This window comes from Streptomyces griseorubiginosus, from assembly GCF_036345115.1.
Taxonomy (GTDB): Bacteria; Actinomycetota; Actinomycetes; order Streptomycetales; family Streptomycetaceae; genus Streptomyces; species Streptomyces griseorubiginosus_C.
This window is the reverse complement of the sequence record NZ_CP107766.1, coordinates 5,478,097-5,505,019: the sequence shown is the minus strand read 5'-3', so window position 1 is coordinate 5,505,019 and position 26,923 is coordinate 5,478,097. Positions and strand designations below refer to the sequence as shown.

The 26,923-nt window shown below is 70.2% G+C and carries 28 protein-coding genes; 15 read left to right on the top strand and 13 right to left on the bottom strand.

All coding sequences use genetic code 11. The annotated features are described in order from the left end of the window. Positions 1 to 118 precede the first annotated feature (118 nt). Together OHN19_RS24950 and OHN19_RS24945 are read right to left on the bottom strand one after the other, a co-directional pair. The gene (locus OHN19_RS24950; RefSeq protein WP_391196565.1) at positions 119 to 760 is read right to left on the bottom strand and encodes a TetR/AcrR family transcriptional regulator; all 642 of its coding nucleotides are present in this window, start codon (positions 758 to 760) and stop codon (positions 119 to 121) included. A gap of 359 nt (positions 761 to 1,119) precedes the next feature. Then, positions 1,120 to 2,118, bottom strand: a complete 999-nt coding sequence (locus OHN19_RS24945; RefSeq protein WP_020137744.1) for a sigma-70 family RNA polymerase sigma factor — start codon at positions 2,116 to 2,118, stop codon at positions 1,120 to 1,122. A gap of 193 nt (positions 2,119 to 2,311) precedes the next feature. Here OHN19_RS24945 and OHN19_RS24940 point away from each other — a divergent pair, with 193 nt between their 5' ends. Continuing rightward, positions 2,312 to 2,842, top strand: coding sequence for an N-acetyltransferase family protein (locus tag OHN19_RS24940; RefSeq protein WP_330266325.1), 531 nt, complete (start codon positions 2,312 to 2,314; stop codon positions 2,840 to 2,842). Position 2,843: 1 nt separating this feature from the next. Here OHN19_RS24940 and OHN19_RS24935 read toward each other — a convergent pair whose 3' ends face one another. Beyond that, positions 2,844 to 3,635 carry a class III extradiol ring-cleavage dioxygenase gene (locus OHN19_RS24935; protein ID WP_330266324.1) on the bottom strand — a complete coding sequence of 264 codons (792 nt, stop codon included), beginning with the start codon at positions 3,633 to 3,635 and terminating at the stop codon, positions 2,844 to 2,846. A 119-nt stretch (positions 3,636 to 3,754) separates the two neighbouring features. On the opposite strand from OHN19_RS24935, the gene OHN19_RS24930 reads away from it, so the two are divergent. Next, complete coding sequence (locus tag OHN19_RS24930; protein WP_330266323.1) at positions 3,755 to 4,264, top strand: MarR family winged helix-turn-helix transcriptional regulator; 510 nt, start codon at positions 3,755 to 3,757, stop codon at positions 4,262 to 4,264. 91 nt (positions 4,265 to 4,355) lie between these two features. Here OHN19_RS24930 and OHN19_RS24925 read toward each other — a convergent pair whose 3' ends face one another. Both OHN19_RS24925 and OHN19_RS24920 read right to left on the bottom strand, forming a co-directional pair. Further along, entirely contained in the window at positions 4,356 to 5,894 is a 1,539-nt protein-coding gene (locus OHN19_RS24925; protein WP_330266322.1) for an MFS transporter, read from the bottom strand. A 95-nt stretch (positions 5,895 to 5,989) separates the two neighbouring features. Beyond that, positions 5,990 to 6,634, bottom strand: coding sequence for a TetR/AcrR family transcriptional regulator (locus OHN19_RS24920; protein ID WP_123761350.1), 645 nt, complete (start codon positions 6,632 to 6,634; stop codon positions 5,990 to 5,992). A 253-nt stretch (positions 6,635 to 6,887) separates the two neighbouring features. Between OHN19_RS24920 and OHN19_RS24915 the strand changes: the two genes are divergently transcribed. The 8 genes from OHN19_RS24915 (at position 6,888) to OHN19_RS24880 (ending at position 14,453) form a co-directional block, all read left to right on the top strand. After that, positions 6,888 to 8,168 (top strand): M6 family metalloprotease domain-containing protein, encoded by a 1,281-nt coding sequence (locus OHN19_RS24915; RefSeq protein ID WP_330266321.1) that lies wholly within the window; start codon positions 6,888 to 6,890, stop codon positions 8,166 to 8,168. A 203-nt stretch (positions 8,169 to 8,371) separates the two neighbouring features. Further along, entirely contained in the window at positions 8,372 to 10,015 is a 1,644-nt protein-coding gene (locus OHN19_RS24910; protein ID WP_330266320.1) for an IclR family transcriptional regulator domain-containing protein, read from the top strand. 131 nt (positions 10,016 to 10,146) lie between these two features. Further along, positions 10,147 to 11,058, top strand: a complete 912-nt coding sequence (locus tag OHN19_RS24905; protein ID WP_330266319.1) for an alpha/beta hydrolase — start codon at positions 10,147 to 10,149, stop codon at positions 11,056 to 11,058. Between the two features lie 36 nt (positions 11,059 to 11,094). Next, positions 11,095 to 11,694: a flavodoxin family protein gene (locus OHN19_RS24900; protein WP_330266318.1), complete on the top strand. Its 600-nt coding sequence runs from the start codon at positions 11,095 to 11,097 to the stop codon at positions 11,692 to 11,694. 71 nt (positions 11,695 to 11,765) lie between these two features. After that, the gene (locus tag OHN19_RS24895; RefSeq protein WP_330266317.1) at positions 11,766 to 12,155 is read left to right on the top strand and encodes a nuclear transport factor 2 family protein; all 390 of its coding nucleotides are present in this window, start codon (positions 11,766 to 11,768) and stop codon (positions 12,153 to 12,155) included. A 41-nt stretch (positions 12,156 to 12,196) separates the two neighbouring features. Next, positions 12,197 to 12,895 carry a type 1 glutamine amidotransferase domain-containing protein gene (locus OHN19_RS24890; protein ID WP_330266316.1) on the top strand — a complete coding sequence of 233 codons (699 nt, stop codon included), beginning with the start codon at positions 12,197 to 12,199 and terminating at the stop codon, positions 12,893 to 12,895. Between the two features lie 103 nt (positions 12,896 to 12,998). After that, positions 12,999 to 13,442 carry a PPOX class F420-dependent oxidoreductase gene (locus OHN19_RS24885; protein WP_330266315.1) on the top strand — a complete coding sequence of 148 codons (444 nt, stop codon included), beginning with the start codon at positions 12,999 to 13,001 and terminating at the stop codon, positions 13,440 to 13,442. A 141-nt stretch (positions 13,443 to 13,583) separates the two neighbouring features. Then, positions 13,584 to 14,453: a helix-turn-helix transcriptional regulator gene (locus tag OHN19_RS24880; RefSeq protein ID WP_330266314.1), complete on the top strand. Its 870-nt coding sequence runs from the start codon at positions 13,584 to 13,586 to the stop codon at positions 14,451 to 14,453. A 150-nt stretch (positions 14,454 to 14,603) separates the two neighbouring features. Here the strand turns inward: OHN19_RS24880 and OHN19_RS24875 are convergent, their stop codons facing one another. Further along, entirely contained in the window at positions 14,604 to 15,473 is an 870-nt protein-coding gene (locus OHN19_RS24875) for a helix-turn-helix transcriptional regulator (protein WP_330266313.1), read from the bottom strand. A 220-nt stretch (positions 15,474 to 15,693) separates the two neighbouring features. On the opposite strand from OHN19_RS24875, the gene OHN19_RS24870 reads away from it, so the two are divergent. From OHN19_RS24870 to OHN19_RS24855, 4 genes are all read left to right on the top strand, one after another. Then, positions 15,694 to 16,032 carry a carboxymuconolactone decarboxylase family protein gene (locus OHN19_RS24870; RefSeq protein ID WP_330266312.1) on the top strand — a complete coding sequence of 113 codons (339 nt, stop codon included), beginning with the start codon at positions 15,694 to 15,696 and terminating at the stop codon, positions 16,030 to 16,032. A gap of 42 nt (positions 16,033 to 16,074) precedes the next feature. After that, on the top strand, positions 16,075 to 16,257 hold the full coding sequence (locus OHN19_RS24865) for a hypothetical protein (RefSeq protein ID WP_330266311.1): 183 nt from the start codon (positions 16,075 to 16,077) through the stop codon (positions 16,255 to 16,257). Positions 16,258 to 16,267: 10 nt separating this feature from the next. Further along, on the top strand, positions 16,268 to 16,639 hold the full coding sequence (locus tag OHN19_RS24860; RefSeq protein WP_330266310.1) for a DUF2255 family protein: 372 nt from the start codon (positions 16,268 to 16,270) through the stop codon (positions 16,637 to 16,639). A gap of 329 nt (positions 16,640 to 16,968) precedes the next feature. Next, positions 16,969 to 17,691, top strand: a complete 723-nt coding sequence (locus tag OHN19_RS24855) for a hypothetical protein (RefSeq protein WP_330266309.1) — start codon at positions 16,969 to 16,971, stop codon at positions 17,689 to 17,691. A gap of 17 nt (positions 17,692 to 17,708) precedes the next feature. On the opposite strand, the gene OHN19_RS24850 is transcribed toward OHN19_RS24855, so the two are convergent. The 7 genes from OHN19_RS24850 to OHN19_RS24820 all read right to left on the bottom strand — a co-directional run bounded on the left by OHN19_RS24850 (position 17,709) and on the right by OHN19_RS24820 (position 25,231). After that, the gene (locus OHN19_RS24850; protein ID WP_330266308.1) at positions 17,709 to 18,014 is read right to left on the bottom strand and encodes a hypothetical protein; all 306 of its coding nucleotides are present in this window, start codon (positions 18,012 to 18,014) and stop codon (positions 17,709 to 17,711) included. A 470-nt stretch (positions 18,015 to 18,484) separates the two neighbouring features. Next, positions 18,485 to 18,976, bottom strand: coding sequence for a nuclear transport factor 2 family protein (locus OHN19_RS24845; protein ID WP_330266307.1), 492 nt, complete (start codon positions 18,974 to 18,976; stop codon positions 18,485 to 18,487). A 6-nt stretch (positions 18,977 to 18,982) separates the two neighbouring features. Continuing rightward, positions 18,983 to 19,777 (bottom strand): enoyl-CoA hydratase/isomerase family protein, encoded by a 795-nt coding sequence (locus OHN19_RS24840; RefSeq protein ID WP_330266306.1) that lies wholly within the window; start codon positions 19,775 to 19,777, stop codon positions 18,983 to 18,985. A 10-nt stretch (positions 19,778 to 19,787) separates the two neighbouring features. After that, entirely contained in the window at positions 19,788 to 20,942 is a 1,155-nt protein-coding gene (locus OHN19_RS24835) for an acyl-CoA dehydrogenase family protein (RefSeq protein WP_330266305.1), read from the bottom strand. After that, on the bottom strand, positions 20,935 to 21,798 hold the full coding sequence (locus OHN19_RS24830) for an NAD(P)-dependent oxidoreductase (RefSeq protein ID WP_330266304.1): 864 nt from the start codon (positions 21,796 to 21,798) through the stop codon (positions 20,935 to 20,937). Before OHN19_RS24830 ends, OHN19_RS24835 begins: the two co-directional genes overlap by 8 nt. After that, positions 21,795 to 23,969 (bottom strand): 3-hydroxyacyl-CoA dehydrogenase NAD-binding domain-containing protein, encoded by a 2,175-nt coding sequence (locus tag OHN19_RS24825; protein WP_330266303.1) that lies wholly within the window; start codon positions 23,967 to 23,969, stop codon positions 21,795 to 21,797. The genes OHN19_RS24830 and OHN19_RS24825 overlap by 4 nt, the downstream gene beginning before the upstream one ends. 29 nt (positions 23,970 to 23,998) lie before the next feature. Continuing rightward, positions 23,999 to 25,231 (bottom strand): acetyl-CoA C-acetyltransferase, encoded by a 1,233-nt coding sequence (locus OHN19_RS24820; protein WP_330266302.1) that lies wholly within the window; start codon positions 25,229 to 25,231, stop codon positions 23,999 to 24,001. 137 nt (positions 25,232 to 25,368) lie between these two features. On the opposite strand from OHN19_RS24820, the gene OHN19_RS24815 reads away from it, so the two are divergent. Continuing rightward, entirely contained in the window at positions 25,369 to 26,574 is a 1,206-nt protein-coding gene (locus tag OHN19_RS24815; protein ID WP_330266301.1) for a TetR/AcrR family transcriptional regulator, read from the top strand. Positions 26,575 to 26,923 lie beyond the last annotated feature (349 nt).

Below are 26,923 nucleotides of genomic sequence, written 5' to 3'. Positions count from 1 at the left end.
CGGCGGTGGCGCGGTGGCCGGTACGTCCGACGCCGGGTCACCGACCGCCGTGCCGACGACCACCGGTCCCCAGCCCCGGTGCTGGCACCGGCACCAGCACCACAGCCTGGTTCAGCCCTCAGGCCTCCCCGAGAAACGCCCCCACCGCCCCCAGGTTCCGCACGGCCACCCCCAGCAGCCCCTCCGTCGGTTCCTCCCCCGCCGCCCACGCCTCGACGGCCGTCCGGACCGCCGCGCTGCCCACCGCCGCCAGCAGCCGTACGTCCTCGCGGCCCGTCCGCTCTGTGAGCACCTCCGCCAGCCGCCGTTCCGACGACCTGCACACCTCCGCCCACACCCGCCGCAACCCCGCGTCGGAGTCCGCGAGGCGGATCAGGGTGCGGACGAAGGTCCAGGAGGAGGCGGAGACCTGGTCCCCCGGTGTCAGCGTCCGGCGGGCACCGTGGGTCAGGGCCTCGGCCACCGACAGCTCCGCCGGCGCGGACAGCACCGCCTCCGCCCACAGGTGCGCCCCGGCCGCGTACAGCGGCGCCACCGCCTCCTCCTTCGTCGCGAAGTAGCGGTAGAAGGTCCGCGGGGCCACCCCCGCCGCCACCGCGATGTCCTCCGCCCGGGTCGCCCGCGGCCCCTGCTTCACGAACAGTTCCGCCGCGGCCCAGGCGATCTCCATGCGGGTCGCCGCCTTGCGCCGCTCGGTCAGGGAGGCGGCCGGCGGGAACGCGGCCGGGGAATCGGACGAGGCGCTGCTCACGACGTGCACGCTATGCCGATGTGACACAATCTGCCATCCGGTGGGTCACCCCGTGGTTCAGGTACGGGGTGACCCACCGTTCCCGTCTCCCGGCAGACAAGGGATCCGGAAGAAGAGGGGCCCGGCACGAAAAAGAGCCGGACCCCGGCGCCCGGGGGGAGGGGCGCCGAAGTCCGGCTCTGGGAGAGTCCCGGCGCCGGGGGGGGTGTGCGTCGGGACTTGGTTCAGGCGGGCCTGGAGGGGAGGCCTCCGGGCCCGAACACCTGGACCCTGAAGTCTTGTTCCCAGGGTCCGGCGGATTAAAGCGGCCTCCTACGGCCATGTTTACGCGGTCTTTCGCCACCCGGCGTACGCGGGTGGCATAACCGCTACGCCGCCGCGTCGAACCCGGTGCTGCGCGCCAGCTTCTTCAGCTCCAGCAGGGCGTGCTTCTCGATCTGCCGGATCCGCTCGCGGGTGAGCCCGTGCTCCTTGCCGACCTCGGTCAGCGTGCGCTCCCGGCCGTCCTCGATGCCGTACCGCATCTTGATGATGGACGCCGTGCGCTGGTCGAGGCGGCCGATCAGGTCGTCCAGCTCCTCGCTGCGCAGCAGCGTCAGCACCGACTGCTCCGGGGACACCGCCGAGGTGTCCTCCAGGAGGTCGCCGAACTGGGTGTCGCCGTCGTCGTCCACCGACATGTTCAGGGAGACCGGGTCGCGGGCCCAGTCCAGGACGTCCGTCACCCGCTCGGCGTTGGAGCCGAGTTCGGCGGCGATCTCCGCGGGCTCCGGGTCGCGGCCGTGCTCGCGGTTGAACTCGCGCTGCACGCGGCGGATGCGGCCCAGCTCCTCCACGAGGTGGACGGGCAGCCGGATGGTGCGGGACTGGTCGGCGATGGAGCGGGTGATGGCCTGACGGATCCACCAGGTCGCGTACGTGGAGAACTTGAAGCCCTTGCGGTAGTCGAACTTCTCGACCGCGCGCACCAGGCCGGCGTTGCCCTCCTGGATCAGGTCGAGCAGGGGCAGTCCACTGCGGGGGTAGCGGCGGGCCACGGCGACGACGAGGCGGAGGTTGGAGCGGATGAACACGTCCTTGGCGCGCTCGGCCTCCTCCACCAGGGCCTCCAGCTCCTCGCGGGTGGCGTCGGCCTTGGCCTCCTCGAACCCGTCGAGGACCTGTCGGGCGAACACACCCGCCTCGATGATCTGGGACAGCTCGACCTCCTTGGCGGCGTCGAGCAGCGGTGTACGCGCGATCTCGTCGAGGTACATGCCGACCAGGTCGCGGTCGGCGATCTCGCCGCCATGGACGCGAACACTGCGTGCCGCGTCGGTAGACCCGCCGGTGGCGGACTTACGACGGGCGACGGCACGGGTTGCCATGCGTGCTCCCTTGCGATGGTGGGGTCAGCGGGTGGTCCTTGGACGCTGGGTCCCGGCTCCGGTTGCTTTCCGGACTCTCCTCGGGTGCCCTGCATCCGATGGAAACAACGACTGGAAACCGGACAGAATTCCCAAGCAGTGCCGCTATTTTTCTGATCTTGCAGTATCCTGCCCGGCCACATGAGGAGGCGCGATGCCGTCGGAACGTGCAGAGGTGCAGGTCAGGCCGGGAGTCGAAAGCGACCTCGGGGCTCTCACCGACCTCTACAACCACTACGTTCGTGAGACGCCCATCACATTCGACACCGCTGTCTTCACCCCGGAAGAGCGCCGCCCTTGGCTGCTCTCCCACCCTGAAGACGGCCCGTACCGCCTGATGGTTGCCACGGAGACGGACCCGACAGGAACCTCACAGCGGATCCTCGGGTACGCCACATCCAGCCCGTTCCGCGCCAAGCCCGCGTACGCGACCTCGGTGGAGGTCACCATCTACCTCGCCCCGGACGCGGGCGGCCGCGGCATCGGCACGCTCCTCTACAAGGCCCTCTTCGAGGCCCTCGCGGAAGAGGATCTGCATCGCGCCTACGCCGGTATCGCCCAGCCCAACGAAGCGTCCACGCGGCTGCATGAACGCTTCGGGTTCCGGCACGTCGGCACGTACCGGGAAGTGGGCCGCAAGTTCGGCCGCTACTGGGACGTCGCCTGGTACGAGAAGACCCTGTAGGTCAGCCGAACTGCACCGACCGCTTCGCCATCCCCATCCAGAACCCGTCGATGACGGACTTCTGCGTGTCCAGCTCGCCGCTCACGTCGGCCGCGCCCATGGTGACGAACAGCGGCGCGAAGTGCTCGGTGCGGGGGTGGGCGTAGCGCCCGGCCGGGGCCTTGTCGAGGAAGTCGAGCAGGGAGTCCACGTCCCGCGCCTCCAGCGCCCGCCGGCCCCAGTCGTCGAACTCCGAGGACCAGGTGGGCACTCCGGCGCCGGTGTGGCGCAGGGCGGCGAGGTTGTGGGTGAAGAAGCCGGAGCCGACGATCAGGACGCCCTCGTCGCGCAGCGGGGCGAGCTTGCGGCCGATCTCCATGAGCTTGACGGGGTCGAGGGTCGGCATGGAGATCTGGAGGACGGGGATGTCGGCCTCGGGGAACATCTCGACGAGCGGGACGTACGCGCCGTGATCCAGGCCGCGGTCCGGGATGTCCTGGACGGGGGTGCCGGGGGCGCGCAGCAACTTGCGCACGGACTCGGCGAGTTCGGGGGCGCCGGGGGCGTCGTAGGTCACCTGGTAGTAGTGCTCGGGGAAGCCCCAGAAGTCGTAGACGAGCGGGACGCGGGTGACCGCGCCGAGGGCCAGGGGGGCCTCCTCCCAGTGGGCGGAGACCATGAGGATCGCCTTGGGGCGGGGCAGGTCCGCGGACCAGGCGGCGAGCTCGCCGGGCCAGATCGGGTCGTCGGCGAGCGGCGGGGCCCCGTGGCTGAGGTACAGGGCGGGCATGCGCTCCAGCGTGTCGGCGGACATGGTGGGGACTCCTCCGGTACTTCCGATGCAACCGATGCTTCAAATTTAAAGCGTCTTCAGGCATGACTGTACGCCTCATTTGTTTAAGCTTCAAGGAGAGAGTCCGTAGAGTGGGATACATGAACACGGCACCCGTCCCCGATGAAGAACCCCAGTGGCTCGACGACGAGGAGCAGCGCGTCTGGCGCTCGTACGTGAACGCCACGACCCTCCTCGAGGACCACCTCGACCGCCAGCTCCAGCGGGACGCCGGCATGCCGCACATCTACTACGGCCTGCTCGTCGGACTCGCCGAGGCCCCGCGTCGACGGCTGCGGATGACCGAACTGGCCATGAAGGCGAAGATCACCCGCTCCCGGCTCTCGCACGCGATCGCCCGCCTGGAGCGCAACGGCTGGGTGCGCCGGGAGGACTGCACCGACGACAAGCGCGGCCAGTTCGCGGTACTCACGGACCCGGGCCTGGAGATGCTCCAGGGCGCCGCGCCGGGCCATGTGCGGGCCGTACGCAAGGCCCTCTTCGACCGGCTCACCCCGGAACAGCAGAAGTCCCTCGGCGAGATCATGCAGATCGTCGCCGAGGGACTCCAGCCCAACGAAGCGGGTGCGGATCTGCCCTGGCTCCGCTGAGCCAGGGCAGGTCCCAGGTGGTCGTACGTGCGGAGCGTCCCCATCCCCGTACGTACGACAGGTCCGAAGGGGTACGGCCGGACGGTCGTCGTCAGTGGGCGACGACCGGGACCGCCAGCTCCTCCTCGGCGCCTTCTCCGGAGGCCACCGCGGTGGTGTCGGGGCGGCCGGCGTTGACGAGGGTGCCGACGATGACCGCGGCGAGCACCAGCATGCCGACGGCGAACCAGATCGCGTTGGTGTAGCCGTGCACCTGGCCCTCCAGCGCCACCAGCTGCTGCTGGGACTTGGAGGCCGCCGAACCGATGTGGTCCTTGATGTACGAGGTCGTGGCCGACGCGGCGATCGTGTTCAGCAGGGCCGTACCGATCGCGCCGCCCACCTGCTGCGAGGTGTTGACCATCGCGGAGGCGACTCCGGCGTCCCGGGGCTCGACGCCCAGGGTGGCCAGGGACATGGCGGGCATGAAGGCGGTACCCATGCCGAGGCCGAGCAGCAGCATCGCGGGCAGGATCGTCGAGGCGTACGACGAACCGATCTCCAGCTGGGTCATCAGCAGCATGCCGACCGCGGCGACCAGGAAGCCGGGGCCCATCAGCAGGCGGGCCGGCAGGCGGGTCATCAGGCGGGTGCCGATCTGGGTGGAGCCGACCATCATGCCGACGATCATCGGCATGAAGGCGAAGCCGGTCTTGATCGGCGTGTAGCCCTTCACGATCTGCAGGTAGTAGGTGAGGAACAGGAAGGTGCCGAACATCGCGATGATCGCGATGCCGAGCGAGAGGTAGATACCGCCGCGGTTGCGGTCGGTGACCACGCGCAGCGGCAGCAGCGGGGCCTTGACCTTCGCCTCGGTGACGACGAAGGCGATCAGCAGGACGGCGGAGGCGACGAACATGCCGACCGTCACGGAGTCGCCCCAGCCGTTGGACTCGGCGCGGGTGAAGCCGTAGACCAGCGCGACCAGGCCCAGGGTGGACAGCAGGACGCCGGGGATGTCGAGCGGGTTGCGGTTGCGGCCGCCCTCCGGCTCACGGATGACGAAGTACGCGCCGAGCGCGGCGACGATCGCGAACGGGATGTTCACGAAGAACGTCCAGCGCCAGTCCATGTACTCGGTCAGCACACCACCGAGGATGAAGCCCACGGCACCGCCACCACCGGCGATGGCGCCGTAGATGCCGAACGCCTTGGCACGCTCCTTGGCGTCCGTGAACATCACGGCGAGCAGGGAGAGCGCGGCGGGCGCGAGCAGCGCGCCGAAGACACCCTGGAGGGCGCGGGCGCCGAACATCATGGCCTCGTTGGTGGCCGCGCCGCCGAGGGCGGAGGCGCCGGCGAAGCCGATCAGGCCGACGACGAAGGCGTTCTTGCGGCCCCACAGGTCGGCTATGCGGCCGCCGAAGAGCAGGAGTCCGCCGAAGGCGAGGGCGTAGGCCGTGACGACCCACTGCCGGTTGCCGTCGGAGATGCCGAGGTCGGTCTGGGCCGACGGCAGGGCGATGTTCACGATGGTCGCGTCGAGGACGACCATCAGCTGGGCGAGCGCGATGAAGACGAGCGCCTTCCAGCGGTTGGCGTCACCGGTCGGTGCCGGTGCGCCGGGAGCCTTTGCGGCTGTTTCAGACATGGGGGTACCCACTTCGGGACTTCGGTCGGAAAAAGGGAACGAAAAGTCTGCTGTTGGAGACTGCTGAGCTGCTCTGAACTAATCGGTACTGGTCGTCAGGACTGGCGGAGGCCCTCCATCGTCACGGCCGTGCCCGGGAGTTCGGACCGGGCCGGGGCCCGCAGTCCGTCCAGGAACAGCTGAAGCATGCGGTGCACGAACCCGTCGAGGGTGAGGCAGCCGACGCCGGCCGGGGGCCGGGACAGCTGACTCACGGCGACCATGACGTCGCCGACGCCCACGTCCGCACGGAGCTGACCGGCCGCCCTTGCCCGGTCCATGAGCTGCTCGACGAGCTGCTCGATGCGTTCGCGTGCCGCCACCAGGTCGGGGTGGTACTGGTCGAAGGCGCCCTGGATCATCGGGCACAACGCGGTGATCCGCTCGTCGGCGGACGCGTGCACGAAGCGCTCCAGGGCACCGAAGGCATCCCCGGTCTCCGCGAGCGCCAGCTCGGCCGCCTCGGACGTCCGGTCCATCACGGAGCAGACGACCTCACGGACGAGCGCGTCGCGGTCGGGGAAGTTGCGGTACACCGTGGCGTTGCCGACGCCGGCCCGGCGGGCGATCTCGTCGAGCGGCACATCCGGGCCGAACTCGGTGAACATCTCGCGGGCAGCGGTGACGATCCGCTCGCGGTTGCGCAGGGCGTCGGCCCGGGGCCGGGTCACCTTGCGCGGTGCGGTCGTCGTGGCGGTCACGGCGCACTCCCTTCAGGTCTGGTTTCCGCGATCCGGGGAAGTGCTCCCCGTTTCGCTCGGACACAGGTCTAAACGGGGAGACGCTCCCCGGTTATTTCGGGTTGAGGAGAAAATATGTTGTGACCTGGGTCACAGGTTCTTCGGTACCCACGTTCGGTCTCCTCCAGCGCGCGCCCGCCCCTCCCCCGGCAGAGGGTGATCGAAAAGGTGCAGCCTTCCGACCAGCGGCTGCCGCGCTCCGAAGGGTGCCCGCATGCCGTGGACCAGCCGTCGCATACGCCCGCGCCGTGTCGCCGCCCTCGTCTCCGTGACCGCGCTGACCCTCGCGGTCGGCACCTCGGCCCCCAGCGGCCGGCTCACCGCGAAGGCCCCGACCGCGGCCGGCTCCGTCGCCCTGGCCCGCTCCGACTCCCACGGCGCCTGTCTGATCAGCGGCGGCCCGACCGTCCAGATGTCCGAGGGCCTGCCCACCCCCGGCGGCTACTCCCGCTCCACCGGCACGGTCCGCGCGCTGACCCTGATGGTCGACTTCTCCGACGCGCCCGGCTCGGGCACCGCGCAGAGCCGGTTCCGTGAGTTCTTCCCGCAGACCCAGGAGTGGTTCCGCACCAGTTCCTACGGCCGTCTCGACTACCGCCCCGAGACCCCGATCCCCGACTGGCTGCGCATGCCGAGGCCGTTCCGGGCCTACGGCATAGAGCGCGGCGCCCCCTTCGACCCCGGCTACCGGCGGCTGGTCCAGGACATCGTGACCGCCGCCGATCCCAGGGTGGACTTCCGGTCGTACGACTTCCTGAACGTGCTGGTGACCCCGAACGCCGGCCCGTCCGCCCTCGACACGGTCCTGTCGGTGACCTTCGCCGGCAACACGGACGCGCCGGTCGCCGACGGGGTGCCCGTGGCCAACGCCTCCTTCGTGTACTCGCGCCAGGACGACGGCTCCGGCTCCTTCGACCGGACCGGGTACCGGGTGCTGCCGCACGAGAACGGCCATGTCTTCGGGCTGCCCGACCTGTACACCCAGCAGGGCGGGGGCGCGGTCGGCCACTGGGACATCATGAGCGAGGACTGGGGGGCCGACAACGACCTCCTCGGCTGGCACAAGTGGAAGCTGGGCTGGCTGGACGCGACGCAGGTGGACTGTGTGACGGAGCGCGGCACCGCGCAGTACACGCTGACCCCGCTGGCCCGGCCCGGGCTCGGCACCAAGCTCCTCTTCGTCCCGCTCAGCCGCCGCACCGGCTACGCGGTCGAGCTGCGCACCCGCGAGGGCAACGACGAGACGGTGTGCCGGCCGGGCGTGCTCGTGTACCGGGTCGACGCGGACGTGGACACCGGCCGCGGACCGGTGCAGGTCTACGACTCCCGACGCAACAGCGGCGGCTGCACCCGCAGCCCCAACGTCCACGCGGAACTCTCGGACGCACCACTGACCCCCGGGGAGGAGTTCCGGGACCTGCGCAGGGCGGTCCGGGTGCGGGTGGAGGGGACGGACGGGGAGGGGAACTACCGGGTCGAGGTGACGCGGGGGTAGGGCGGACGCCGGGTGAGGTGACGCGGGGGTCAGGGGGTGGCGCCGGGTTGAGGGGGCTCGGGGGTACGGCTGGGCGCGGGGCCTCGGGGGTACGGCTGGGGCGTGGAGCCTCGGCGGTACTGCGGGGCGCGGGGCCTCGGCGGTACTGCGGGGCGCGGGGCCGACTACCGTAGGCGTGCCCCGATTGCCGTACCGGAGAACCGATGCCCGCTCAGACGCCCTCTCCCCCGGTGGCACCGGGGTCCGCCGAGGCGGTCCCGCCGGTGGCCGCCGTGCCGGCCGAGGCGGTCGCGCCCTTGATCCGGGGCGTCGCGGTGCTGCGGGAGCTGAGCGAGGCGGGCGGCACGCTGAGCCTGAGCGGGCTGGAGCGGGCGACCGGCCTGGCGCGTTCCACGGTCGACCGCATCACCTCGACGCTCCAGCGCATGGGGTACGTCCGTCTGGACGGCCGGGACGCGGTGGCGACCCCCCGCCTGATGGAACTCGGCAACGCCTATCTCGCCGCCCTGCGCCTGCCCGCGCTGCTCTCCGGACGGGCCGACGCCCTCGCCGACGAGCTGGACGAGTCGGTCTCGCTGGCGGTCGCCGACCGGGACGGCATCCGCTTCATCCACCAGGCCACCCGCCGCCGCGCGATGTCCCTCAGCTTCCGCATCGGCGACCTGCTCCCCGCCGAACGCACCGCACCGGGGCCCCTGTTCGCCTCCGAGTGGACCGACGCCGAGTGGCGGGCCTGGCGGACGCGCCGGGTGGCGGATCCGGAGAACCGGGCCTTCACCGCCGTACCACCGCGGGAACTGCCCTTCCCGGACGCGGAGTTCGAGCGGCGGGCGGAGGCGGCGGGCCGCGACGGCTGGGCGCTGGACGACCAGTTGATCGAGCCGGGCCTGGTCGCGGTCTCCGTCCCGGTACGGGATCCGCGCACGGGCCGGATCGCCTGCGTGGCCAACGTCGTGAGCCACACCAGCCGGCACACGGCGGCCGGTCTGCGCGACACCCTGCTGCCCCGGCTGCGGGCGACGGTCGCGGAGATGGAGCACGACCTCGCGACCGCCCCCGCGCCGGACCCGGGCCCGCCCCCCTCGGACCTGGCCTCCTGGATCGGCGCGTCGAAACACGAACTGGGCCGGGAGTTCATCGAGTCCCTCGCCCGGGGCCTGACGGTCCTCACCGCGTTCGGCGCGGGCCGGGCGGCGCTGACCCTGACGGACGTGGCGCGGGCGACGGGACTGCCGCGCGCCACCGCCCGCCGGGCCCTGATCACCTACGAGCACCTGGGCCTGGTCCGCCAGCAGCCCGAGTCCCGGACCTTCACCCTCACCCCCAGGGTCCTGTCCCTGGGCTTCCCACCCCTGTCCCGTACGACCCTCCCCCGCATCGCCGCCCCGCACCTGGCGGACCTCTCGGCCCGGGTGCGGGAGTCGACGGCGCTGGCGATCCTGGTGTCCCAGGGCCCGGACGCGGAGATCCAGTACACGGCACGAGCCGTGTCCCCGCGGATCATGGGCGTGGACATCAGGGTCGGCACCCGGCTGCCGGCCGCGGCGACCTCGCTGGGCCGGGTGCTGCTGTCGGACACCGAGGACTCCGCCGACTCGGCCCGGGTCCGCACCCACGGTTACGCCCTGCTCGACGAGGACTGGGAGGACGGCCTGCGCACCCTCGCCGTCCCGCTGCGCGACCGTACGGGCCGGGCGGTCGCCGCCCTGGGCGTGGCGCTGCACGCGGCGGGCCGCACGGAGCGGGAGTGCGTCGAGGAGCTCCTCCCGGAACTGCGCCGCACGGCGGCCCACGTCGAACGGGAACTCCACGCGGCGGGCCACTTCACCCGCGTCCCGGTGCTGTGACAGACACGCGGTAATTCATATCCAGGGGACGAATTCTTCCCCCCATCGCAAGTGGACATCACCCCGGCACCGGCGAATCATGGTGTACGACCGCCAATCGGCGGAGCCGGGGCGAAAAGGGGACAGGCGCGATGGTCGAGTCCGTTTCATTCAAGAACAAAGAAATAGAAATCGCGGGCCATCTTCACCTGCCCGACGACTTCGACGAGACGAAGAAATACCCGGCCCTGGTCGGAATCCACCCGGCCGGCGGCGTGAAGGAACAGACCATCGGCGAGTACGCGAAGCGACTGGCCGCCCACGGATTCGTCACCGTGGTCTACGACTCCTCCTATCAGGGAGAAAGCGGCGGCGAACCGCGCCTGCTGGAGGACCCGACGACCCGCGTGGAGGACGCCCGCTGCGCGGCCGACTTCCTCACCACTCTGCCGTACGTCGACACCGAGCGGATGGGCGTCTTCGGCATCTGCGCGGGCGGCGGCTACGCGATCAGCGTGGCGCAGACCGAACGCCGCTTCAAGGCGGTGGCCACCGTCAGCGCGGCCCCCATGGGCGAGGGGTCCCGGGGCTTTCTGGGGCACCTGTCCCCGGTGGCCGAGCAGATCAGGACCCTGGAACTGGTAGGCCGGCAGCGCACGGCCGAGGCGCGGGGAGCCGAGCCCGCCTACGCTCCCTTCGTCCCGGAGACGCTGGAGGAGATCGACGACAACACGCCGGACCTGTTGCGTGAGGGATACGAATACTACCGGACGCCACGCGGTCAGCACCCGAATTCCAAGGGACGTTTCCTGCTGACCAGCATGGACAAGATGTACGCCTTCTCGGCGTTCGACCAGATCCCTCAGCTGCTGACCCAGCCGCTGCTTCTCATCGCGGGCAGCAAGGCGGACACCAAGGTGTTCAGCGACCGGGCGTACGAGCTTTCCAACGGCCCGAAGGAACTGTTCGTGGTCGACGGCGCGACGCACATCGCCATGTACGACGTTCCGGAGTACATGGACCAGGCGCTCACCAAGATGGTGAAGTTCTTCGCCGTTCTTTGATCCTGTTGCAGAAAGAATTCAAGGAGAAGAACCACCATGTCCCATTCCGGCGGGCCCGTCGTCGCGATCGCCTTTCACTCGGGCTACGGACATACGGCCGTCATCGCCGAAGCCGTGGCGCGTGGTGCCGCCCAAGCCGGCGCCGAGGTCGTCTCGATCTGCGTGGACACCATCACCGACGAGCAGTGGGCGCAGCTGGACGCCGCCGACGCGATCGTCTTCGGCGCCGCGACCTACATGGGCACCGCCTCCGCGGCCTTCCACGCCTTCGCCCAGGCCAGCAGCAAGCGCTGGTTCCCGCACGCCTGGGCGGACAAGCTCGCCGCGGGCTTCACCAACTCCGGCGCGAAGAGCGGCGACAAGTCGTCCACGCTGGGCTACTTCGCCACCCTCGCCGCCCAGCACGGCATGCACTGGATCAGCCTGGGCCTGCTGCCGGGCTGGGACTCCACCCAGGGCAGCGAGGACGACATCAACCGGCTGGGCTTCTTCCTGGGCGCCGGCGCGCAGAGCCCCACCGACGCCGGCCCCGAGGGCGTCCACCCGTCGGACATCGCCACCGCGGAACACCTCGGCGCGCGCGTCGCCCGCCAGGCAGCGATCTTCCGCGCGGGCCGGGCCGCCCTCGCCGCCTGATCACCACCCCTCTTCTCCCCGCAAGAAGCACCCCACGTCTCTCTCTCCCCCCCCCCGCAAGGAGCACAGCCATGTCCGATTCCCCGAGCCTCGCCGTCATCCGCCGGGTCTACGACTCCCGCATGTCACCCGAGGTCACCAAGGAGGTGATGGCGCCGGACTTCGTCTGGGACATCACCCCCGGCTTCCCGAACAGCGGCGTCTACCACGGCTGGGACAGCGTGGCCACGGACTTCTTCGGCAAGATGACGGGCTACGAGTCCTTCGGCGCGGTGCCCGAGGAGTTCTTCGCGGACGACGCCGGCCATGTCTTCGTCTACGGCCACTACCACGCCGAGACGAAGACCGGGAACACGGCCGACGTGCGGTTCCTGCACCTGTGGACCGTCCGGGACGGCCGGGCCGTACGGATGCGCCAGATCGCCGACAGCCACGTCCTCCAGGAAGCCCTCAAGGGCTGACCCACCCCCGCCCGGACCCACCCCTTTCAGGAGCAATCCTCATGGCGAAGATCCTCTTCGTGATCACCGCGTCCGACCACTGGACACTGGCCGACGGCACCCGCCAGCCGGCCGGTTTCTGGGCCGAGGAGGCCATCGGCCCCTACCAGGTCTTCAAGGACGCCGGATACGAGATCGCGGCCGCGACCCCCGGTGGTGTGCCACCCACCGCCGACGCGCTCAGCCTCACCGCCGACTTCAACGGCGGCGAGGAAGGCGCCGAGCGCATGCGCACCGCCCTGCGCGAGGCCACCGAGCTGGCGCACCCGATGCGCATCGAGGACGTGGACATCGACGACTACGTGGCCGTCTTCTACCCCGGCGGCTGGGGCCCGATGGAGGATCTGCCCGACAACGCCGCCTCCGGCAGGCTGCTCACCGACTGGCTCGCCTCCGGCAGACCCGTCTCCCTGGTCTGCCACGGCCCCGCGGCCCTGCTCGCCACCATCGGCCCCGACGGCACGTCCCCCTTCTCCGGCTACCGGCTGACCGGCCTGTCCAACGCCGAGGAGCGGCAGAACGGCCTCGCCGACCGCGCGAAGTGGCTGCTCCAGGACCGTCTCGTGGGCGACCTGAAGGCCGACTACCGCGAGGCCGACCCGTTCACCCCGCACGTCCAGGTCGACCGCACCCTCTACACCGGCCAGAACCCGTACTCGGCCGTACCCCTCGCCCAGGAACTCGTCAAAGCACTCAGCTGACGGACCGACGCGAGCGCGGTCCTGATCCGGCAGCCGAGCACCCCGGCGGGTGCCCTCCGCCGAACCGATTCACCCGCACATCCTTACGACCATGGTGGGCCCCGTGACGTCTTCCTCCTCCCTCCCCTCTCCCTCCCCCTCCGCGGACGGCCGTCCCGCCCTCGACGACTGGGTCCGTGCCCTGCTCGACGGCAGGAACTACGCCACCGTCGGCACCATCGGCCCCGACGGATCCCCGCAGAACTCGGTGGTCTGGATCAAGGGCGAGGGTGACACCGTGCTCTTCTCCTCCCTCGACCACCGCCAGAAGGTGCGCAACCTGCGCCGCGACCGCCGTATCAGCGTCTCGGTCTACGACCTCGACAACCCCCACACCGCCGTCGAGATCCGGGGAACCGCCGAGATCGTCCCGGACGAGGGCAAACGCCTCCTGAGCGAGCTCTGGCGCAAGTACCTCGGCGTCGACCTGCCTGCCGCGAAGCACGACGAGGACCGCGTGATCATCCGTGTCGTGCCGCGGAAGATCATCGGCGTTCCGGGGGCCTGAGGCTCCCACCCCGCGGCTGTCGTACGAGCGCTGGTGGATGCCCGGGGCTCCGGACGGCGGTCTACCGCGCCCCTCGCCGCTCAGCCAGGGGAGGAATCCGTACCCCCCACAGGATGCCGCCTTTGTGCCAGGCTGAAGGTCATGAACCGCAACCCGCGTCTGAGCGAGCTGGGTGAGTTCCTCAAGGCCCGCCGGGCCGAGCTCACCCCCTCCGAGGTCGGCCTCCGCGGCGGTCCACGCCGGCGTGTGAAGGGGCTGCGCCGCGAGGAGGTGGCACTCCTCGCGGCGATCAGCACCGAGTACTACACCCGCATCGAGCAGGGGCGGCTCCAGGCGTCGGCGCCCCTCCTCGACGAGATCGCCCAGGCCTTGCGACTCAACGACGACCAGCGCACCTACCTCTTCGACCTCGCCGCGAAGGAGCGGGTGCGCCCGTCCACGTACCGCGAACGCCAGCAGGTGGACCCTCAGTTGCAGCGCATGCTGGACGACCTCACCGCCTCGCCGGCCTTCGTCATCGGCCGGTGCACCGACATCCTCGGCTGGAACCAGCTCGCCGCCGCCCTGTGGACCGACTTCGGGCGCTACCCCGAGCCGGAGCGCGTCTTCGTCCGGCTGCTGTTCACCGAACCCTGGATGCGCGAGCTGTACGTCGACTGGGAAGAGGTCACCCGGCTGGCCATCGCCCAGCTGCGCATGGAGAGCGCGCGCTACCCCGACGACCAGCCCCTGACCGCCCTGGTCGAGGAACTCTCCGCCCGCGACGCGCAGTTCCGGCAGTGGTGGACCGAACACGACGTCGCGATGCGCGGCCAGGGCGTCAAGAAGCTGCGCCACCCCGTGGTGGGCGAGCTGACCCTCGACTGGAACACCCTCACCTGCGGCACGGACCCCGACCAGCACATCATCGTGTGGAACGCCGAACCCGGCAGCCCCTCCCACGACGGGCTGCGCCTGCTCGCCTCCTGGGCCGCCGACCAGAAACGGACGGCGTCCGACGCGACGACCTGAAGTTTCGCCGGTCTGGCGGTCTGGCCGGTCTTGCTGCTCTGGCCGGTCTGGCGGTGTGGCGATCTGCCGTGCAGATGTGGGGCGGCCGGCGCTCACGGACGTACCGCCGTCGGTGGGAGGAGCGGGCCGGGGCCTCCACGGAGGCGGCGCTCAGAGTGCCGCGTCCGGTGCGGGCGGGTGCGGTTCCGCGGTCCAGGACGCCAGGAGCAGCAGCCCGTCGTGGGACGGGGTACCGGGGTCGGCGGTCGCGATCACCAGCTTCTGGGTGGGGTCGGCGGTGCTGGTCAGGCTGTCCCAGTCGAGGGTGAGGTCGCCGACGATCGGGTGGCGCAGCCTCTTGGTGCCCATCCGCCGGCCGCTCATCTGACGTCCCGCCCACCACTGCCGGAAGTAGGCGTCCGCGACGGACAACTCGCCGACGAGCGCGGCCAGTCCGGGGTCACCGGGGTACCGGGCGGCCTCCATCCGCAGATGGGCGACGCAGGTGCGGGCGTTCGTCCGCCAGTCTAGGCAGAGCGACCGGAAGGCAGGGTCGGTGAACATCAGCCGCGCGTAGTTGCGCTTCCCCGCGGGCACTTCGCCGAAGTCGGTGAGCAGAGCGGCCGCCAGCGGATTCCAGGCGAGGATGTCCAGGCGCCGCCCGAGGACGAGTGCGGCGGTCGTGTTCAGCTCGTCCAGGATGCGCCTGAGCTGTGGGTGAACCCTCTGCACCGGTCGCCGGCGCGGTTCGCTCGTGCCGCTCGCCGTCAGCTCGAACAGGTGGTCGCGCTGGGTGTCGTCGAGACGCAGGACGCGGGCGAGTTCGGCGAGCACCGAACCCGTCACGGGGGTCCGCCCCTGCTCCAGCCGCGCGTAGGCGTGGGTGCTGATGCCCACGAGGTGAGCGACTTCCTCCCGGCGCAGCCCGGGCACCCGCCGGGGCGCCCCGGACTCGGGCAGACCGACGGTCCGCGGGCTGAGTTGGGCCCGGCACACCTTGAGGAATTCTCCCAGTTCCTTCGGATACGCCTCGCCGGTCATGACGTCAGTGTGGCATCGCCCGGCCACCGGGTGGGGGGTAGGGATTTCTCCCTGGATAAGCGGTTCCCCGGATGGAATTCTCCCCTTTGCGGGTCCTCGGGAAAGTGACAAGGTCGGTGCCGTGCCGGGTGACCGGGACGTTGAACGACCTCTGGAATGCGGAATTCCACCGGCGCCCCGCACCCTCCCCCCACCCGAATCCACGCAGGAGCACCACCTCATGTCGGAACGGAAGAAGTTCGCACCGCCGGCCATCCAGGAGTTCGCCCCCAAGCTCGCCGAGGTCACCGACACCGTCCTGTTCGGCGACATCTGGGAGCGGCCGGGTCTGTCCCCGCGCGACCGCAGCCTCGTCACCGTGACCGCTCTGGCCTCGCTGTACCGGACCGACCAGCTCGGCTTCCACCTCGGCAAGGCGCTGGAGAACGGTGTCACCAAGGACGAACTGATCGAGGCCATCACCCATCTGACCTTCTACACCGGATGGCCCAACGGCATGTCGGCGATGACCCAGCTCAAGGCGATCGTGGACGAGGCGGACCAGTCAGAGTCCGACTGAGCCCGCCACCGGCGGCAGCACCGCCCAAGGGAAAGACGCACGATGGAACTGCTGAAGCAGCCCCCGACCATGAAGACCATGAAGCTCCCCGCCGAGTGGTTCACCGGCGACGTCTACGCCGATGTGGTCCTCCGCGGCGAGGGCATCGCCCTGGTGCGGTCCCGTGGCGGTCACTGCACGGCCATGGACGAGCGCCGCTCCGCCAAGACGCTGCCGCGTCCGTGAGGTGACTGCCATGACCACCTGGACAGCCGACGAACTCGAGCGCGTCGCCGCCGCCGACGAACTGGAGATGGCCCCGCTCCGGCACGACGGCACGCTGCGTGCACCGGTGCCGATCTGGGTCGTCCGCGACGGTGACGATCTGTACGTCCGCTCCTTCCGCGGTACGCGCGGCGGCTGGTGGCGCACCGCCGTCGCGACCCACGCGGGCCACGTCCGCTCGGGCGGGGTCGACAAGGACGTCACCTTCGCCGAGGTGCCGGACCCCGGGACCAACGACCGCATCGACACGGCGTACCGCAGCAAGTACGGCCGTTTCGGCGGGGCGTACGTCGATCCCATGGTGGCCGCGCGTGCCACGACCCTGCGGCTGCTGCCCAGATGACCAGGAAGGTCCCCGCCGACCCCGCTGAGCCGTCACCGCCGGCCGGCCTCGCACCGGAGTAGGTCTCATGCTCGGTCTCGAACTCGTCGTCGTCCTGGGTGCGGCCGTGCGGGCAGTGGCGCGCCGTCCGCGCCTCCATACGGCGCAACGCCGGACGCACTGCAGCAGCCTTGCTGCCGGTCACCCCGCCGAGCCGTGGCCAGTACCTGTACGCGGAAGAGAAGCTCCTGGCCCCCAGCATTGACCTGCTCCAAGACCTCTTCGAGCAGCGAGCCGTTCAACAGGCCCTGCATCAGGGCCTGTTCCCTGACGGTGCCATACAGAACTGGGTGAGACCCGAACGCCGTCAGCTCCTCGTCGGCGAGAAGCGCCTGGCAAGGGGCACGAAGTGGTTCTTCGCCTCGGCGCGTGACGATGGCTACTGGCAGCGCGTCATCCTTGCCGTCCGGCATGTCGCCGGTGGCGACTACGAGGACGAAGCCGCCGTCGCCGTGCGTTCCTTCACCCAGCTCAGCAGTCGGCTTCCCGGTTGCATGGGCGTCATCTACGACGGTGCCTTCCGCGGCGTCCACCGCGACGCCCTCGCCCGCCTCGGGCTGCTGGTCATCAACAAGCAGCACGGCTCGGTCAAACCCCGGGCCTACGAGCTCCTGCGTTTCGGGCGCTGCCGCCATGACCTGTGGTGCGACCAGGGCCGCATCGCCGAGCGCGTCCTCCTCGACGACGGCACGAGCACTCTGATCCCGGTTCCGGTCACCCGCCTGGAACACCGGCAGGGCCGCACGAAGTCACGCTGGTACCACCTGCTGCTCATCCCCTGCCGTCACGGCGCCCACCCGTACCGCGTACAGGTCGGGATCACCACGACCCCCGGCGACCGTACGGCCACGGATCCGGCCACCGGCCGCCGCGTCAAGAGCGACAGCGAACGTGACTTCCACCGCGCCGAACATCTCCAGCAGATACCGGAGTCCACTCTCACCCACCAGCGGCTCCACCCTTACCGCAACGATTCGGAGTCGGTACACAGCCAGTTCGACAGGAGCATGTAGAACAACCGCGTGATCTCTTACGGCCTTGAACGCCAGAAGGTCTTCGCGCTCGGTTTCGCCGTTGCCCAGAACGCCACCAGCCGACGCGTTTTCCTGGAACGGTCAAGGCCCCTGCAAGCTGGGGTCACGGCGTGATCGAGGTACGGGGTTGTCCCCGGTCGGTTCCTGGCGCCGGTGTCCAGCGTGACGATGCGGTTCATCTCCTCCTTGGCGAGCTGGAATTCGAAGACGTCGATGTTCCCGGCCATGTGCTCGGGGCGGACGGGTTTCGGTATGACCACGACACCGCGCTCGATCCGCAGGCGCAGGACGCCCTGGGCCACGCTCTTGCCGGGCGCGGTATCGGCGGGCGCCGAAGGGCTCGGCGGTGGACGCGATGGAGCCGGTCGTGCGGCACCTGCTGATGCGGACCCCGACGGTGCCGGTCACGGTGATCGCGGAGCGGAGCGGCTGGGCGCGGGGGAACACACTGCGGCCGAACCGCACGCACTCATCGCGTCCGGCGCCGCGGCCGTCCGTGCCGGGAGCGTCGGTCACCAGGTGGGCCTTTATCCATCCTGGTCGGCCCCGCGCGAGATCAGCGGACGGGGCACCCTCTCCAGGGCGAGCACGACCGGGGTATTGGTTGGAATCGGGCGCCCGCCACCGCTCGGCGGGCGCGAGGATTTCTCTCCGCGGGAGGTGACGGCCCGGATGGGGGCGGTTGCCCCACGCCGGTCGCGGTCCTCGCGCTCAGCCGTCATCAGCTCGGCGAGAAGCCTGCGGGTGAGAGTCCCTCGTGTTCGGCGCGGTCTCAGCCCTGACCGGCGCCGAGCAGGGAGAGGAGGTAGGCACCTCCGATCTTTCCGTTACGGGGAGGCAGTGCGCCCAGTTGGCGCATCATGTCGTTGATCTCGTACTGCGCCAGGTAGTGGGAGAGCAGGCCGTCGGTGAACTCGAGGAAGACGTCGCAGCCGTGGGTGGAGAACCGGCGGGAGGCGTCCAACTGGGGCGGGCCGCTGCCCTCCTGACGGAACAGGACGACCGCCTGGCCGTCCTCGGGCGCGGTGAACAGCTGGACCTCGTCGAAGGACACGTCGGGCATCGCCCGCCAGATCCGGTCGATGTAGCCCCGCAGGGCCTCTCGGCCGTGGATGACCTCCGTCCAGAAGACGGTGTCGTCCCAGGTGACGTCCGGATGCGTCAGCGCGAGAACCTGCTCGGTGTCGTGGGAGTTCCAGGCGGCCAGCCACTCGGTGGCGAAGCGACGCAGGAAGGCGGGACTGGTGGTGGCGTCAGGGCTCATGGCGTGTCAGCTCCTCGATGGGGTGTGGGTGAAGTCCGGCCGCCGTTTGTGGAGGAAGGCGGTGATGCCCTCTGCGGCGTCCGGTGTCTCGACCAGAGCGGAAATGGACTCGGCTTCGCGCCGGAGATGTTCTGTCAGCGGGGTGGCCGGGGCGTCGCGTACCAGCTGGACCGACCGTGCGAATGCTTCACGGGGGCCGGCGGCGAGTGAGCGGGCCAGCCGGAGTGCCTCCTCGAAGGCGGTGCCGGGCCTGACCGCGCGGCTGGCCAGCCCCAGGGTCTCCGCCTCGGTTCCGGTGACCTTCCGGTTGGTCAGGATCAGGTCGTTGGCGCGGGCGGGTCCGAGCAGTCTGGCCAGGGTCCAGGACACTCCGCAGTCGGGCGAGAGCCCCGCGGCGGTGTAGGCGACCACGAAGCGGGCGGTGTCCTCGGCCAGTACGAGATCCGCGGCGAGAGCGAATCCGATGCCGCCGCCGGCACAGGCGCCGTGGACGGCACTGATCACCGGCATGGGAAGGGCCCGGAACCCGAGGACGGCCTCGTGCGCGGTACCGGCGAGTTCCGCGAGGAACGCACCGGGTGCGGCCGCCGCCGCGAACTCTTCGAGGTCGCCGCCGACGGAGAACTGCTCACCGTGTCCGAACAGGACCACCGCTCCGACGTCGGGCAGCGAACGGATCTCGGTGACGACGTTCCGCAGCTCTCGCGCCATCGGCAGGCTGATCGCGTTGCCCACGGTCGGCCGGGACAGGCCGACCAGCGCGATGCCGTCGGTCGTTTCGAAGGTGACTGGTGCAGTCATATCGGCGTCCTCACAGGCCCATGTCGCGGCCGATGATCTCCTTCATGATCTCGGTCGTGCCGCCGTAGATGGTCTGGATGCGGGCGTCGGCGAACGCGCGGCTGACGGGGTACTCGCGCATGTAGCCGTAGCCTCCGTGCAGTTGGAGGCAGCGGTCGGCCACGCGGACCTGTAGTTCGGTGCACCACCACTTGGCCTTGGCGGCCTGGACGGGTGTCAGCCGTGCCTGGGTGTGGAGGGCGACACAGTGGTCCACGAAGACGCGGGCGATGTCGACCTCGGTGTGGAGTTCCGCGAGCAGGAAGCGGTTGTGCTGGAAGCTTCCGATCTTCTGTCCGAAGGCGTGGCGTTCGGTGACGTACTCCATAGTGCGGGCCAGCACGCCCTCCGCGGCGGAGACAGCCGTGACGGCCAGGGAGAGCCGCTCCTGTGGGAGGTTGCGCATGAGCTGGAAGAAGCCCTCGCCCTCCGCGCCGAGCCGGTTCGTCACCGGGACCCGTACGTCGGTGAAGTGCAGTTCGCTGGTGTCCTGGCCGTGCAGCCCGAGCTTTTCCAGGTTGCGTCTCCGCTCGAAGCCGGGCATGTCGCTCTCGACGACGAAGAGCGTGAGGCCACGATGCCGGTCCTCGGAGGTGCGGGCCGCCACGACGACCAGGTCGGCGTTCTGGCCGTTGGAGATGAACGTCTTGGAGCCGTTGAGGACGTAGGTGTCCTTGTCGCGCACGGCGCGCGTCGCGATGCCGGACAGGTCGCTGCCGGTGCCCGGTTCCGTCATCGCGATGGCCCCGATGAGTTCGCCCGACGTCATTCCGGGCAGCCATCGGCTCCGCTGCTCCTCGTCGGTCAGCTCCAGGAGGTAGGGGCCGACCACGTCGTTCTGCAGGGCGAGTCCGAGGCCGGCCGAGGCGTGGCCGGCGCGGCCGAACTCCTCGTCCAGGACCGCGTTGAAGCGCCAGTCGTCGATGCCCGCCCCGCCGTGTTCCTGCGGGGTGGCGAACAGCAGGAGGCCTGCCTCGCCGGCCTTGCGGAACAAGGAGCGGTCGACGATGCCGCGCTGCTCCCATTCCTCGTCGTACGGGGCGACTTCCGCCTTGATGAACGACTGCACGGTCTGGCGGAACAGCTCGTGATCCTCGTCGTACACCGTGCGGGTGGCGTCAGGCATGTTCGCCTCCGGGCAGGAACAGGTCGGGCTTGAGGTCGGCTTCGGCGGCGTCGCCGTAGCGGTAGGCGCTGAAGTCGGTGACCCCCTCGTCGCGCAGTACGTCGTCGTCGATGAGGCAGTGGCCCGTGCAGTCGGCCGCCTTGCGGGAGAGGACGGCGTGGGCGGCGTCGGCCATGATCTCGGGGCGGCGGGACACGGCCATCGCGGCGTCGCCGCCGACGATGTTCTGCACCGCCGCGGTGGCGATGGTGGTGCGGGGCCACAGACAGTTCGCGGCCAGCGGCTGGGGGTGGTGCTGCCCGGCGAGGCCGAGGGTCAGCATGGTCATGGCGTACTTGCTGATCGTGTAGGGCGCGTGCTGGTGCAGCCACACGGAGTCGGGGTTCAGCGGCGGGGACAGGGTCAGCACGTGCGGGTTCTCGGACTTGTACAGGTGCGGCAGGGCAGCGCTGATCAGGGTGAACGTGCCGCGGGCGTTGATGTCGAGCATGAGGTCGTAGCGCTTGAGCGGGAGTTTCCCGATCGGTGCCAGAGCGATGGCCGAGGCGTTGTTGACCACGACGTCGATGCCCCCGAAGGCGGCGACGGCCTGCTCGACGGCCGCGGTGACGTCCTCCTCGCGACGTACGTCGCCGACGACGGCGAGCCCGTTGCCGCCGGCGGCCTCGATCTCGGCCACGGCGGTGTGGACCGTGCCGGGCAGCCGGGGGTCGGGCTTGTCGGTCTTGGCCAGCAGGACGACGTTCGCGCCGTCCCGGGCGGCCCGGGTGGCTATGGCCAGTCCGATGCCGCGGCTGCCGCCGGACATGAGGATCGTGCGGCCTGCCAGCGGACGGGCCTGGTCTGCGGTGGTCATCGGTAGTCCTCTCCGTTCTGCGCCTTGCGGACGAGCGAGTCCGGCGGCGCGAAGCGGTCGCCGTACTGGTGGGTGAGTTCCAGGGCCCTGCTCACGAACCCGCGCACGCCGCCGGCGTACTGGTTGACGTACTGCAGGACACCGCCGGTCCAGGCGGGGAAGCCGATGCCGAGGATCGAGCCGACGTTGGCGTCCGCGACCGAGCGGAGCACGCCTTCGTCGAGGCAGCGGATCGTGTCGAGGGCTTCCGCGAAGAGCATGCGCTCCTGCATGTCGATCAGCGGGATCGTGGTGTTCGTACCGCCGAAGGCGTCCTTCAGCCCGGGCCACAGGCCGGTCTTGCGGCCGTCGGCGTAGTCGTAGAAACCGGCGCCCGCAGCCCTTCCCCTGCGGTCGAACGTGTCGATCATCCGGTCGATCACCGGCGCCGCCGGGTGGGCGGGCCTCTCGCTTCCCGCCGCGCGGTGACCGGCGGCCGTCTCCTCGCGGATCTTGCGCAGCAGGGTCAGGGTCAGCTCGTCCACGAGCGCGAGCGCGCCGACCGGGTAGCCGGCCTGGGTGGCCGCCTGTTCGATGGACGCCGCCGGCACGCCCTCACCGAGCAGTGCGACGGCCTCGTTGACGAACTCCAGGATGACGCGGCTGGTGAAAAAGCCCCTGCTGTCGTTGACGACGATGGGCGTCTTGCCGATCTGCCGCGCGATGTCGACGGCCTTGGCCAGGGTGGCGTCGCTCGTCTTCTCACCGACGACGATCTCCAGCAACGCCATCTTGTCGACCGGCGAGAAGAAGTGCAGCCCGATGAAGTCCTCCGCCCTGGGAGCGCTTTCGGCCAGGCCGGTGATGGGCAGGGTCGAGGTGTTCGACGCCAGTACCGCGTCCGGGCCGAGATGGGCGGCCGCCTCCTCGATGACCTTCCGCTTCAGCCCCGGATCCTCGAACACCGCCTCGATGAGCAGGTCGGCACCGGCGGCGTCGGCCGGGTCGTCGGTGGGACGGATGCGGGCCAGGATCGCCTCCCGCTGCTCGGGAGTGGTGCTGCCCCGCTCGACGGCCTTGTCCAGGATCTTGGCGCTGTAGCCCTTGCCGCGTTCGGCGGCCTCCAGCGAGATGTCCTTGAGGACGACCTCCAGACCGGCCGCCGCACCGACGTGGGCAATCCCGGCGCCCATCATGCCCGCCCCCAGGACGACCAGCTTTCGTGCCTGGTACGGCGGGTAGCCCTCCGGCCGGCTGGCACCTCGGTTGATCGCCTGCATGTCGAAGAACATCGACTGGATGATGTTCGCGGAGATCTGTCCACAGATCAGCTCCGCACAGTAGCGCGACTCGATGGCCATCGCGTCGTCGATGTCCACCTGGGCGCCCTCGACCGCCGCGGCGAGCAGGTTGCGGGCGGCGGGGGCGGGGGCGCCGTGGGTCTGCTTGCGCAGGACGGCCGGCAGCGAGGGCAGGATGGCCGTCAGCTCCTTGCTGTCCGGGGTGCCTCCGGGTATCTGATGGCCCGGCCGGTCCCAGGGCTGAGCAGGTTCGGGGTTCGCGACGATCCACGTGCGGGCGGCTGCCGCCAACTGCTCGGGTCCGGTGACGAGTTCGTCGACCAGCCCCGCCTCGAGAGCGGCCTGGGGGCGGAACTTCCGGCCCGGGAGCAGGATCTGCTGGAGGGCCGTGCGCACGCCGAACATGCGGACCGTGCGGGTGGTTCCGCCGCCGCCGGGCAGCAGGCCCAGGGTGACCTCGGGGAGGCCGACGCTCACGTGGGGCCGGTCGACGGCGATCCGATGGTGGCAGGCGAGCGCGATCTCGTAGCCACCGCCGAGCGCCGCGCCCTGAAGCGCGGCGACGACCGGCCGCCCCAGCGTCTCCAGGCGTCGCAGGGCCTCCTTGACCCCGTCGAGCATGGCGGTCACGTCGGCGAGATCGTCCGTGGTGCAGCGCATCATCATGCCGAGGTCGCCGCCGGCGAAGAAGGTCTTCTTGGCCGACGTGATGACGACTCCGGTGATCGCCTCGCGCTCGGCGTGCAGGTGGTCGACCAGGGCGGGGAGCTCGCGGATGAACCGGTCGTTCATGGTGTTGGCCGACTGGCCGGGATCATCCATGGTGACGGTGACTATGCCGTCCGCGTCACGTTCCCAGCGGAACATGGAGTGGTCGTACTGCGTGGTCATGTGTGCCTCCGTCGGCTGGTGAGGGGGCGTCACAGACGCTCGATGAGGGTGGCGACGCCCATGCCGCCGCCGATGCACAGAGTGACGACGGCGCGACGGGCCTGACGTCGCTCGAGTTCGTCGAGCGCGGTGCCCACCAACATCGCTCCGGTCGCGCCCAGCGGGTGTCCCATCGCGATGGCGCCGCCGTTGACGTTCACCTTCTCCATCGGGATCGCCAGATCCTTGGCGTACTTGAGCGGTACCGCCGCGAACGCCTCGTTGATCTCGAAGAGGTCGATGTCCTCGACGGTCAGGCCTGTGCGGTCGAGGAGTTTGCGGGTCGCCGGGATGGGGCCGGTCAGCATGATCGTCGAATCGGCGCCCGAGGTGGCGGTGGCGACGACGCGTCCGCGGGCGGTCAGTCCGTACCGCTCGCCGACGTGCTCGTCGCCGATCAGCACCAGGGCCGCGCCGTCGACGATGCCCGAGGAGTTGCCGGCGTGGTGCACATGCTCGATCCGCTCGACCCAGTGGTAGCGCTGGAGGGCCACGGCGTCGAAGCCGGCTTGGGTGCCGAGCTTCGCGAAGGACGGTGTGAGCGGGGCGAGCGATGCGGCGGTCGTGTCCGGTCGCATGTGCTCGTCGTGGTCAAGGACCGGGATGCCGTTGCGATCGTGCACCGGCACGACGGACTTCGTGAAGTAACCGCCGGACCAGGCGGCCGCGGCGAGACGCTGCGAGCGCTCCGCGTAGGAGTCGACGGTCTCGCGGGTGAAGCCCTCGATGGTGGCGATCAGGTCCGCGCTCACGCCCTGCGGGATGAAGGACGTCGCGAAGTTCGTCTCGGGATCGTTCATCCAGGCGCCGCCGTCGGCGCCCAGAGGCACCCGCGACATCGATTCGACGCCGCCGGCGATCACCAGGTTGTCCCATCCGGAACGCACCTTCTGCGCCGCGGTGTTCACGGCTTCCAGTCCGGACCCGCAGAAGCGGTTGAGCTGAAGTCCGGACACGGTGTCGGGCAGACCGGCCGCGAGCGCCGCCGTACGGGGCAGGACCGAGCCCTGGTCGCCGACGGGCGAGACGATGCCCAGGACCAGGTCGTCCACGGCGGCGGGATCAAGGCGTGGATGGCGTGCCTGCAGTTCCTGGACGAGTCCCACGACCAGCGACACGGGCTTGATCGTGTGCAGGGACCCGGACCGTTTGCCCCGGCCTCGCGGGGTGCGGATGGCGTCGTAGATGAACGCTTCCGGCGACGACGGTGTGCGGGAGGACATACCTGGGCTTCCTTCCAGGAGTGGGAGCAGGTTGTCCCCGGGACCGTAGCTTAGTTAATATTCACTAAACAAGACCCTGATGTGTTTTCGTTTCGGGTCCGGCGAATCACGCGGGCAAGGCGATGGGAAGATGAGCTGTGGCTAGAGCGACGACACGAAGTGGTCAGCGCGCACCCCGACTGGGAGCGGAGGAGCGCAGAAGGCAGCTGGCGGAGACCGCGGCGCGGCGGTTCTACCGCTACGGCTTCCATGCGGTCGCCCTCGCCGACGTGGCGACCGAGGTCGGGGTCACGGCCCCCGCCGTCTACCGGCACTTCCGGAACAAGAACGCACTGCTCGCGGGCGCCATCGACAGCGGGCTCGACGTGGCGGACGCGGCTCTCGACGGCGTCGGGCAGTCGCTCGACGACATCCTCTTCCGCCTGGCGGGCGCCGCCCTCGACCGGCGTGACCTGTGGGTTCTGCTGCAGAGGGAGAAGCGGCATCTCGGTGGTGAGGAGCGGGCGGCGATCGACGCCAGGTTCGCCCGCTTCATCCTGCGGTTCTCCGAGCAGCTGAGGCGCGCTCGCCCCGACGTCGACCTCGGCCAGAGCAAGTTGCTCGTCACGGCCGCGCTGGCGACGCTGGCGAGCGCATCGGTCAGCGGCGTACATCTGCCCCGCACCGAACATCAGCGCGTTCTCGCCGCCGCCGCGATCGCCGCCGCCCACACACGGCTGCCGACGGCGGAGGACGGCCAAGCGCAGCCGTCCCTCGAACCACGCCGCGGGCAGGACTCGCGGTCACGTGCCGAAGAGCTGCTGGAAACGGCGATCGAGCTCTTTCACGAGCACGGCTACACGGGGGTGAGTCTCGACGACATCGGTGCGGCGGTAGGCCTGTCGGGGCCCAGCATCTACTACCACTTCGAGACGAAGTCCGAGATCCTCGTGACGGCCTTCGCCCAGGCCGCGCACGGACTTGCCGCGCGTGAGGGGGAAGGCCGGACGGGGGTCCCGCTCGGTGATCTGGTGAGTGACTACATCCGCGCCGGCGTCCAGCAGCGCCACCTTTTCGGCGTCTACGTGACCGAGGCGATCAACCTCCCGCGGGAGGCTGCGGACAGGATCGGCGCCGAGCTGGACGCGAACGTCGAGGCGTGGACGGTCGCACTGCGGCTGGTGCGTGCCGACCTGTCCGCCGGCGAGGATCGCGCACTGGTCTACGCGGCACGAGGAGTCGTCAATGACGTGGTCCGCGTCGGAGACCTGCACGGGCGACGGCAGATAGAGGGCGAGCTCGGGGCACTCCTGCGCGCGGTGCTTGAAGCGGATCCGGCCCGGATCGCGCCTGACGAGGTCTGACTCAGGCCTTCGGCGGATTCCGGTTGGCGGACGCGGACGCGGCGTAAGGCCAAGCCGGGGCGGGGATTGGAGTGGGTGCCGGCCCAGCCTCCCGGTGAAGTCCCTCATGACCGATGGCGTGCCCGCGCCGTGGAGCATCGCGAAGAGTGGGTCGGGCCGCCGCCTCGGCACAGACCCGCAGGACCGGACGCCGACGGGTGATCGTTCTGATCCGTACCGATGCTTCGACCAACGCAGACCCGTTGTCCGCCGGGTCGACGACCTCATCGGCGTCGGTGAGGACATCGGCTTCCTGTGCGCCGCCCACACGGCGCGGTTCAACTGGATTGACGGGCGGGCGAGTCCGCCT

What these genes read in the sequence shown, in the direction of transcription:
- OHN19_RS24870 (WP_330266312.1), top strand. Translation starts at nt 15,694, where the DNA reads ATGTCGGAACGGAAGAAGTTCGCACCGCCGGCCATCCAGGAGTTCGCC.
- OHN19_RS24820 (WP_330266302.1), bottom strand. Translation starts at nt 25,231, where the DNA reads ATGTCCTCCCGCACACCGTCGTCGCCGGAAGCGTTCATCTACGACGCC.
- OHN19_RS24935 (WP_330266324.1), bottom strand. Translation starts at nt 3,635, where the DNA reads ATGTCCGCCGACACGCTGGAGCGCATGCCCGCCCTGTACCTCAGCCAC.
- OHN19_RS24915 (WP_330266321.1), top strand. Translation starts at nt 6,888, where the DNA reads ATGCCGTGGACCAGCCGTCGCATACGCCCGCGCCGTGTCGCCGCCCTC.
- OHN19_RS24930 (WP_330266323.1), top strand. Translation starts at nt 3,755, where the DNA reads ATGAACACGGCACCCGTCCCCGATGAAGAACCCCAGTGGCTCGACGAC.
- OHN19_RS24840 (WP_330266306.1), bottom strand. Translation starts at nt 19,777, where the DNA reads ATGACTGCACCAGTCACCTTCGAAACGACCGACGGCATCGCGCTGGTC.
- OHN19_RS24830 (WP_330266304.1), bottom strand. Translation starts at nt 21,798, where the DNA reads ATGACCACCGCAGACCAGGCCCGTCCGCTGGCAGGCCGCACGATCCTC.
- OHN19_RS24940 (WP_330266325.1), top strand. Translation starts at nt 2,312, where the DNA reads ATGCCGTCGGAACGTGCAGAGGTGCAGGTCAGGCCGGGAGTCGAAAGC.
- OHN19_RS24825 (WP_330266303.1), bottom strand. Translation starts at nt 23,969, where the DNA reads ATGACCACGCAGTACGACCACTCCATGTTCCGCTGGGAACGTGACGCG.
- OHN19_RS24900 (WP_330266318.1), top strand. Translation starts at nt 11,095, where the DNA reads ATGTCCCATTCCGGCGGGCCCGTCGTCGCGATCGCCTTTCACTCGGGC.
- OHN19_RS24925 (WP_330266322.1), bottom strand. Translation starts at nt 5,894, where the DNA reads ATGTCTGAAACAGCCGCAAAGGCTCCCGGCGCACCGGCACCGACCGGT.
- OHN19_RS24860 (WP_330266310.1), top strand. Translation starts at nt 16,268, where the DNA reads ATGACCACCTGGACAGCCGACGAACTCGAGCGCGTCGCCGCCGCCGAC.
- OHN19_RS24910 (WP_330266320.1), top strand. Translation starts at nt 8,372, where the DNA reads ATGCCCGCTCAGACGCCCTCTCCCCCGGTGGCACCGGGGTCCGCCGAG.
- OHN19_RS24895 (WP_330266317.1), top strand. Translation starts at nt 11,766, where the DNA reads ATGTCCGATTCCCCGAGCCTCGCCGTCATCCGCCGGGTCTACGACTCC.
- OHN19_RS24845 (WP_330266307.1), bottom strand. Translation starts at nt 18,976, where the DNA reads ATGAGCCCTGACGCCACCACCAGTCCCGCCTTCCTGCGTCGCTTCGCC.
- OHN19_RS24945 (WP_020137744.1), bottom strand. Translation starts at nt 2,118, where the DNA reads ATGGCAACCCGTGCCGTCGCCCGTCGTAAGTCCGCCACCGGCGGGTCT.
- OHN19_RS24890 (WP_330266316.1), top strand. Translation starts at nt 12,197, where the DNA reads ATGGCGAAGATCCTCTTCGTGATCACCGCGTCCGACCACTGGACACTG.
- OHN19_RS24835 (WP_330266305.1), bottom strand. Translation starts at nt 20,942, where the DNA reads ATGCCTGACGCCACCCGCACGGTGTACGACGAGGATCACGAGCTGTTC.
- OHN19_RS24865 (WP_330266311.1), top strand. Translation starts at nt 16,075, where the DNA reads ATGGAACTGCTGAAGCAGCCCCCGACCATGAAGACCATGAAGCTCCCC.
- OHN19_RS24880 (WP_330266314.1), top strand. Translation starts at nt 13,584, where the DNA reads ATGAACCGCAACCCGCGTCTGAGCGAGCTGGGTGAGTTCCTCAAGGCC.
- OHN19_RS24905 (WP_330266319.1), top strand. Translation starts at nt 10,147, where the DNA reads ATGGTCGAGTCCGTTTCATTCAAGAACAAAGAAATAGAAATCGCGGGC.
- OHN19_RS24875 (WP_330266313.1), bottom strand. Translation starts at nt 15,473, where the DNA reads ATGACCGGCGAGGCGTATCCGAAGGAACTGGGAGAATTCCTCAAGGTG.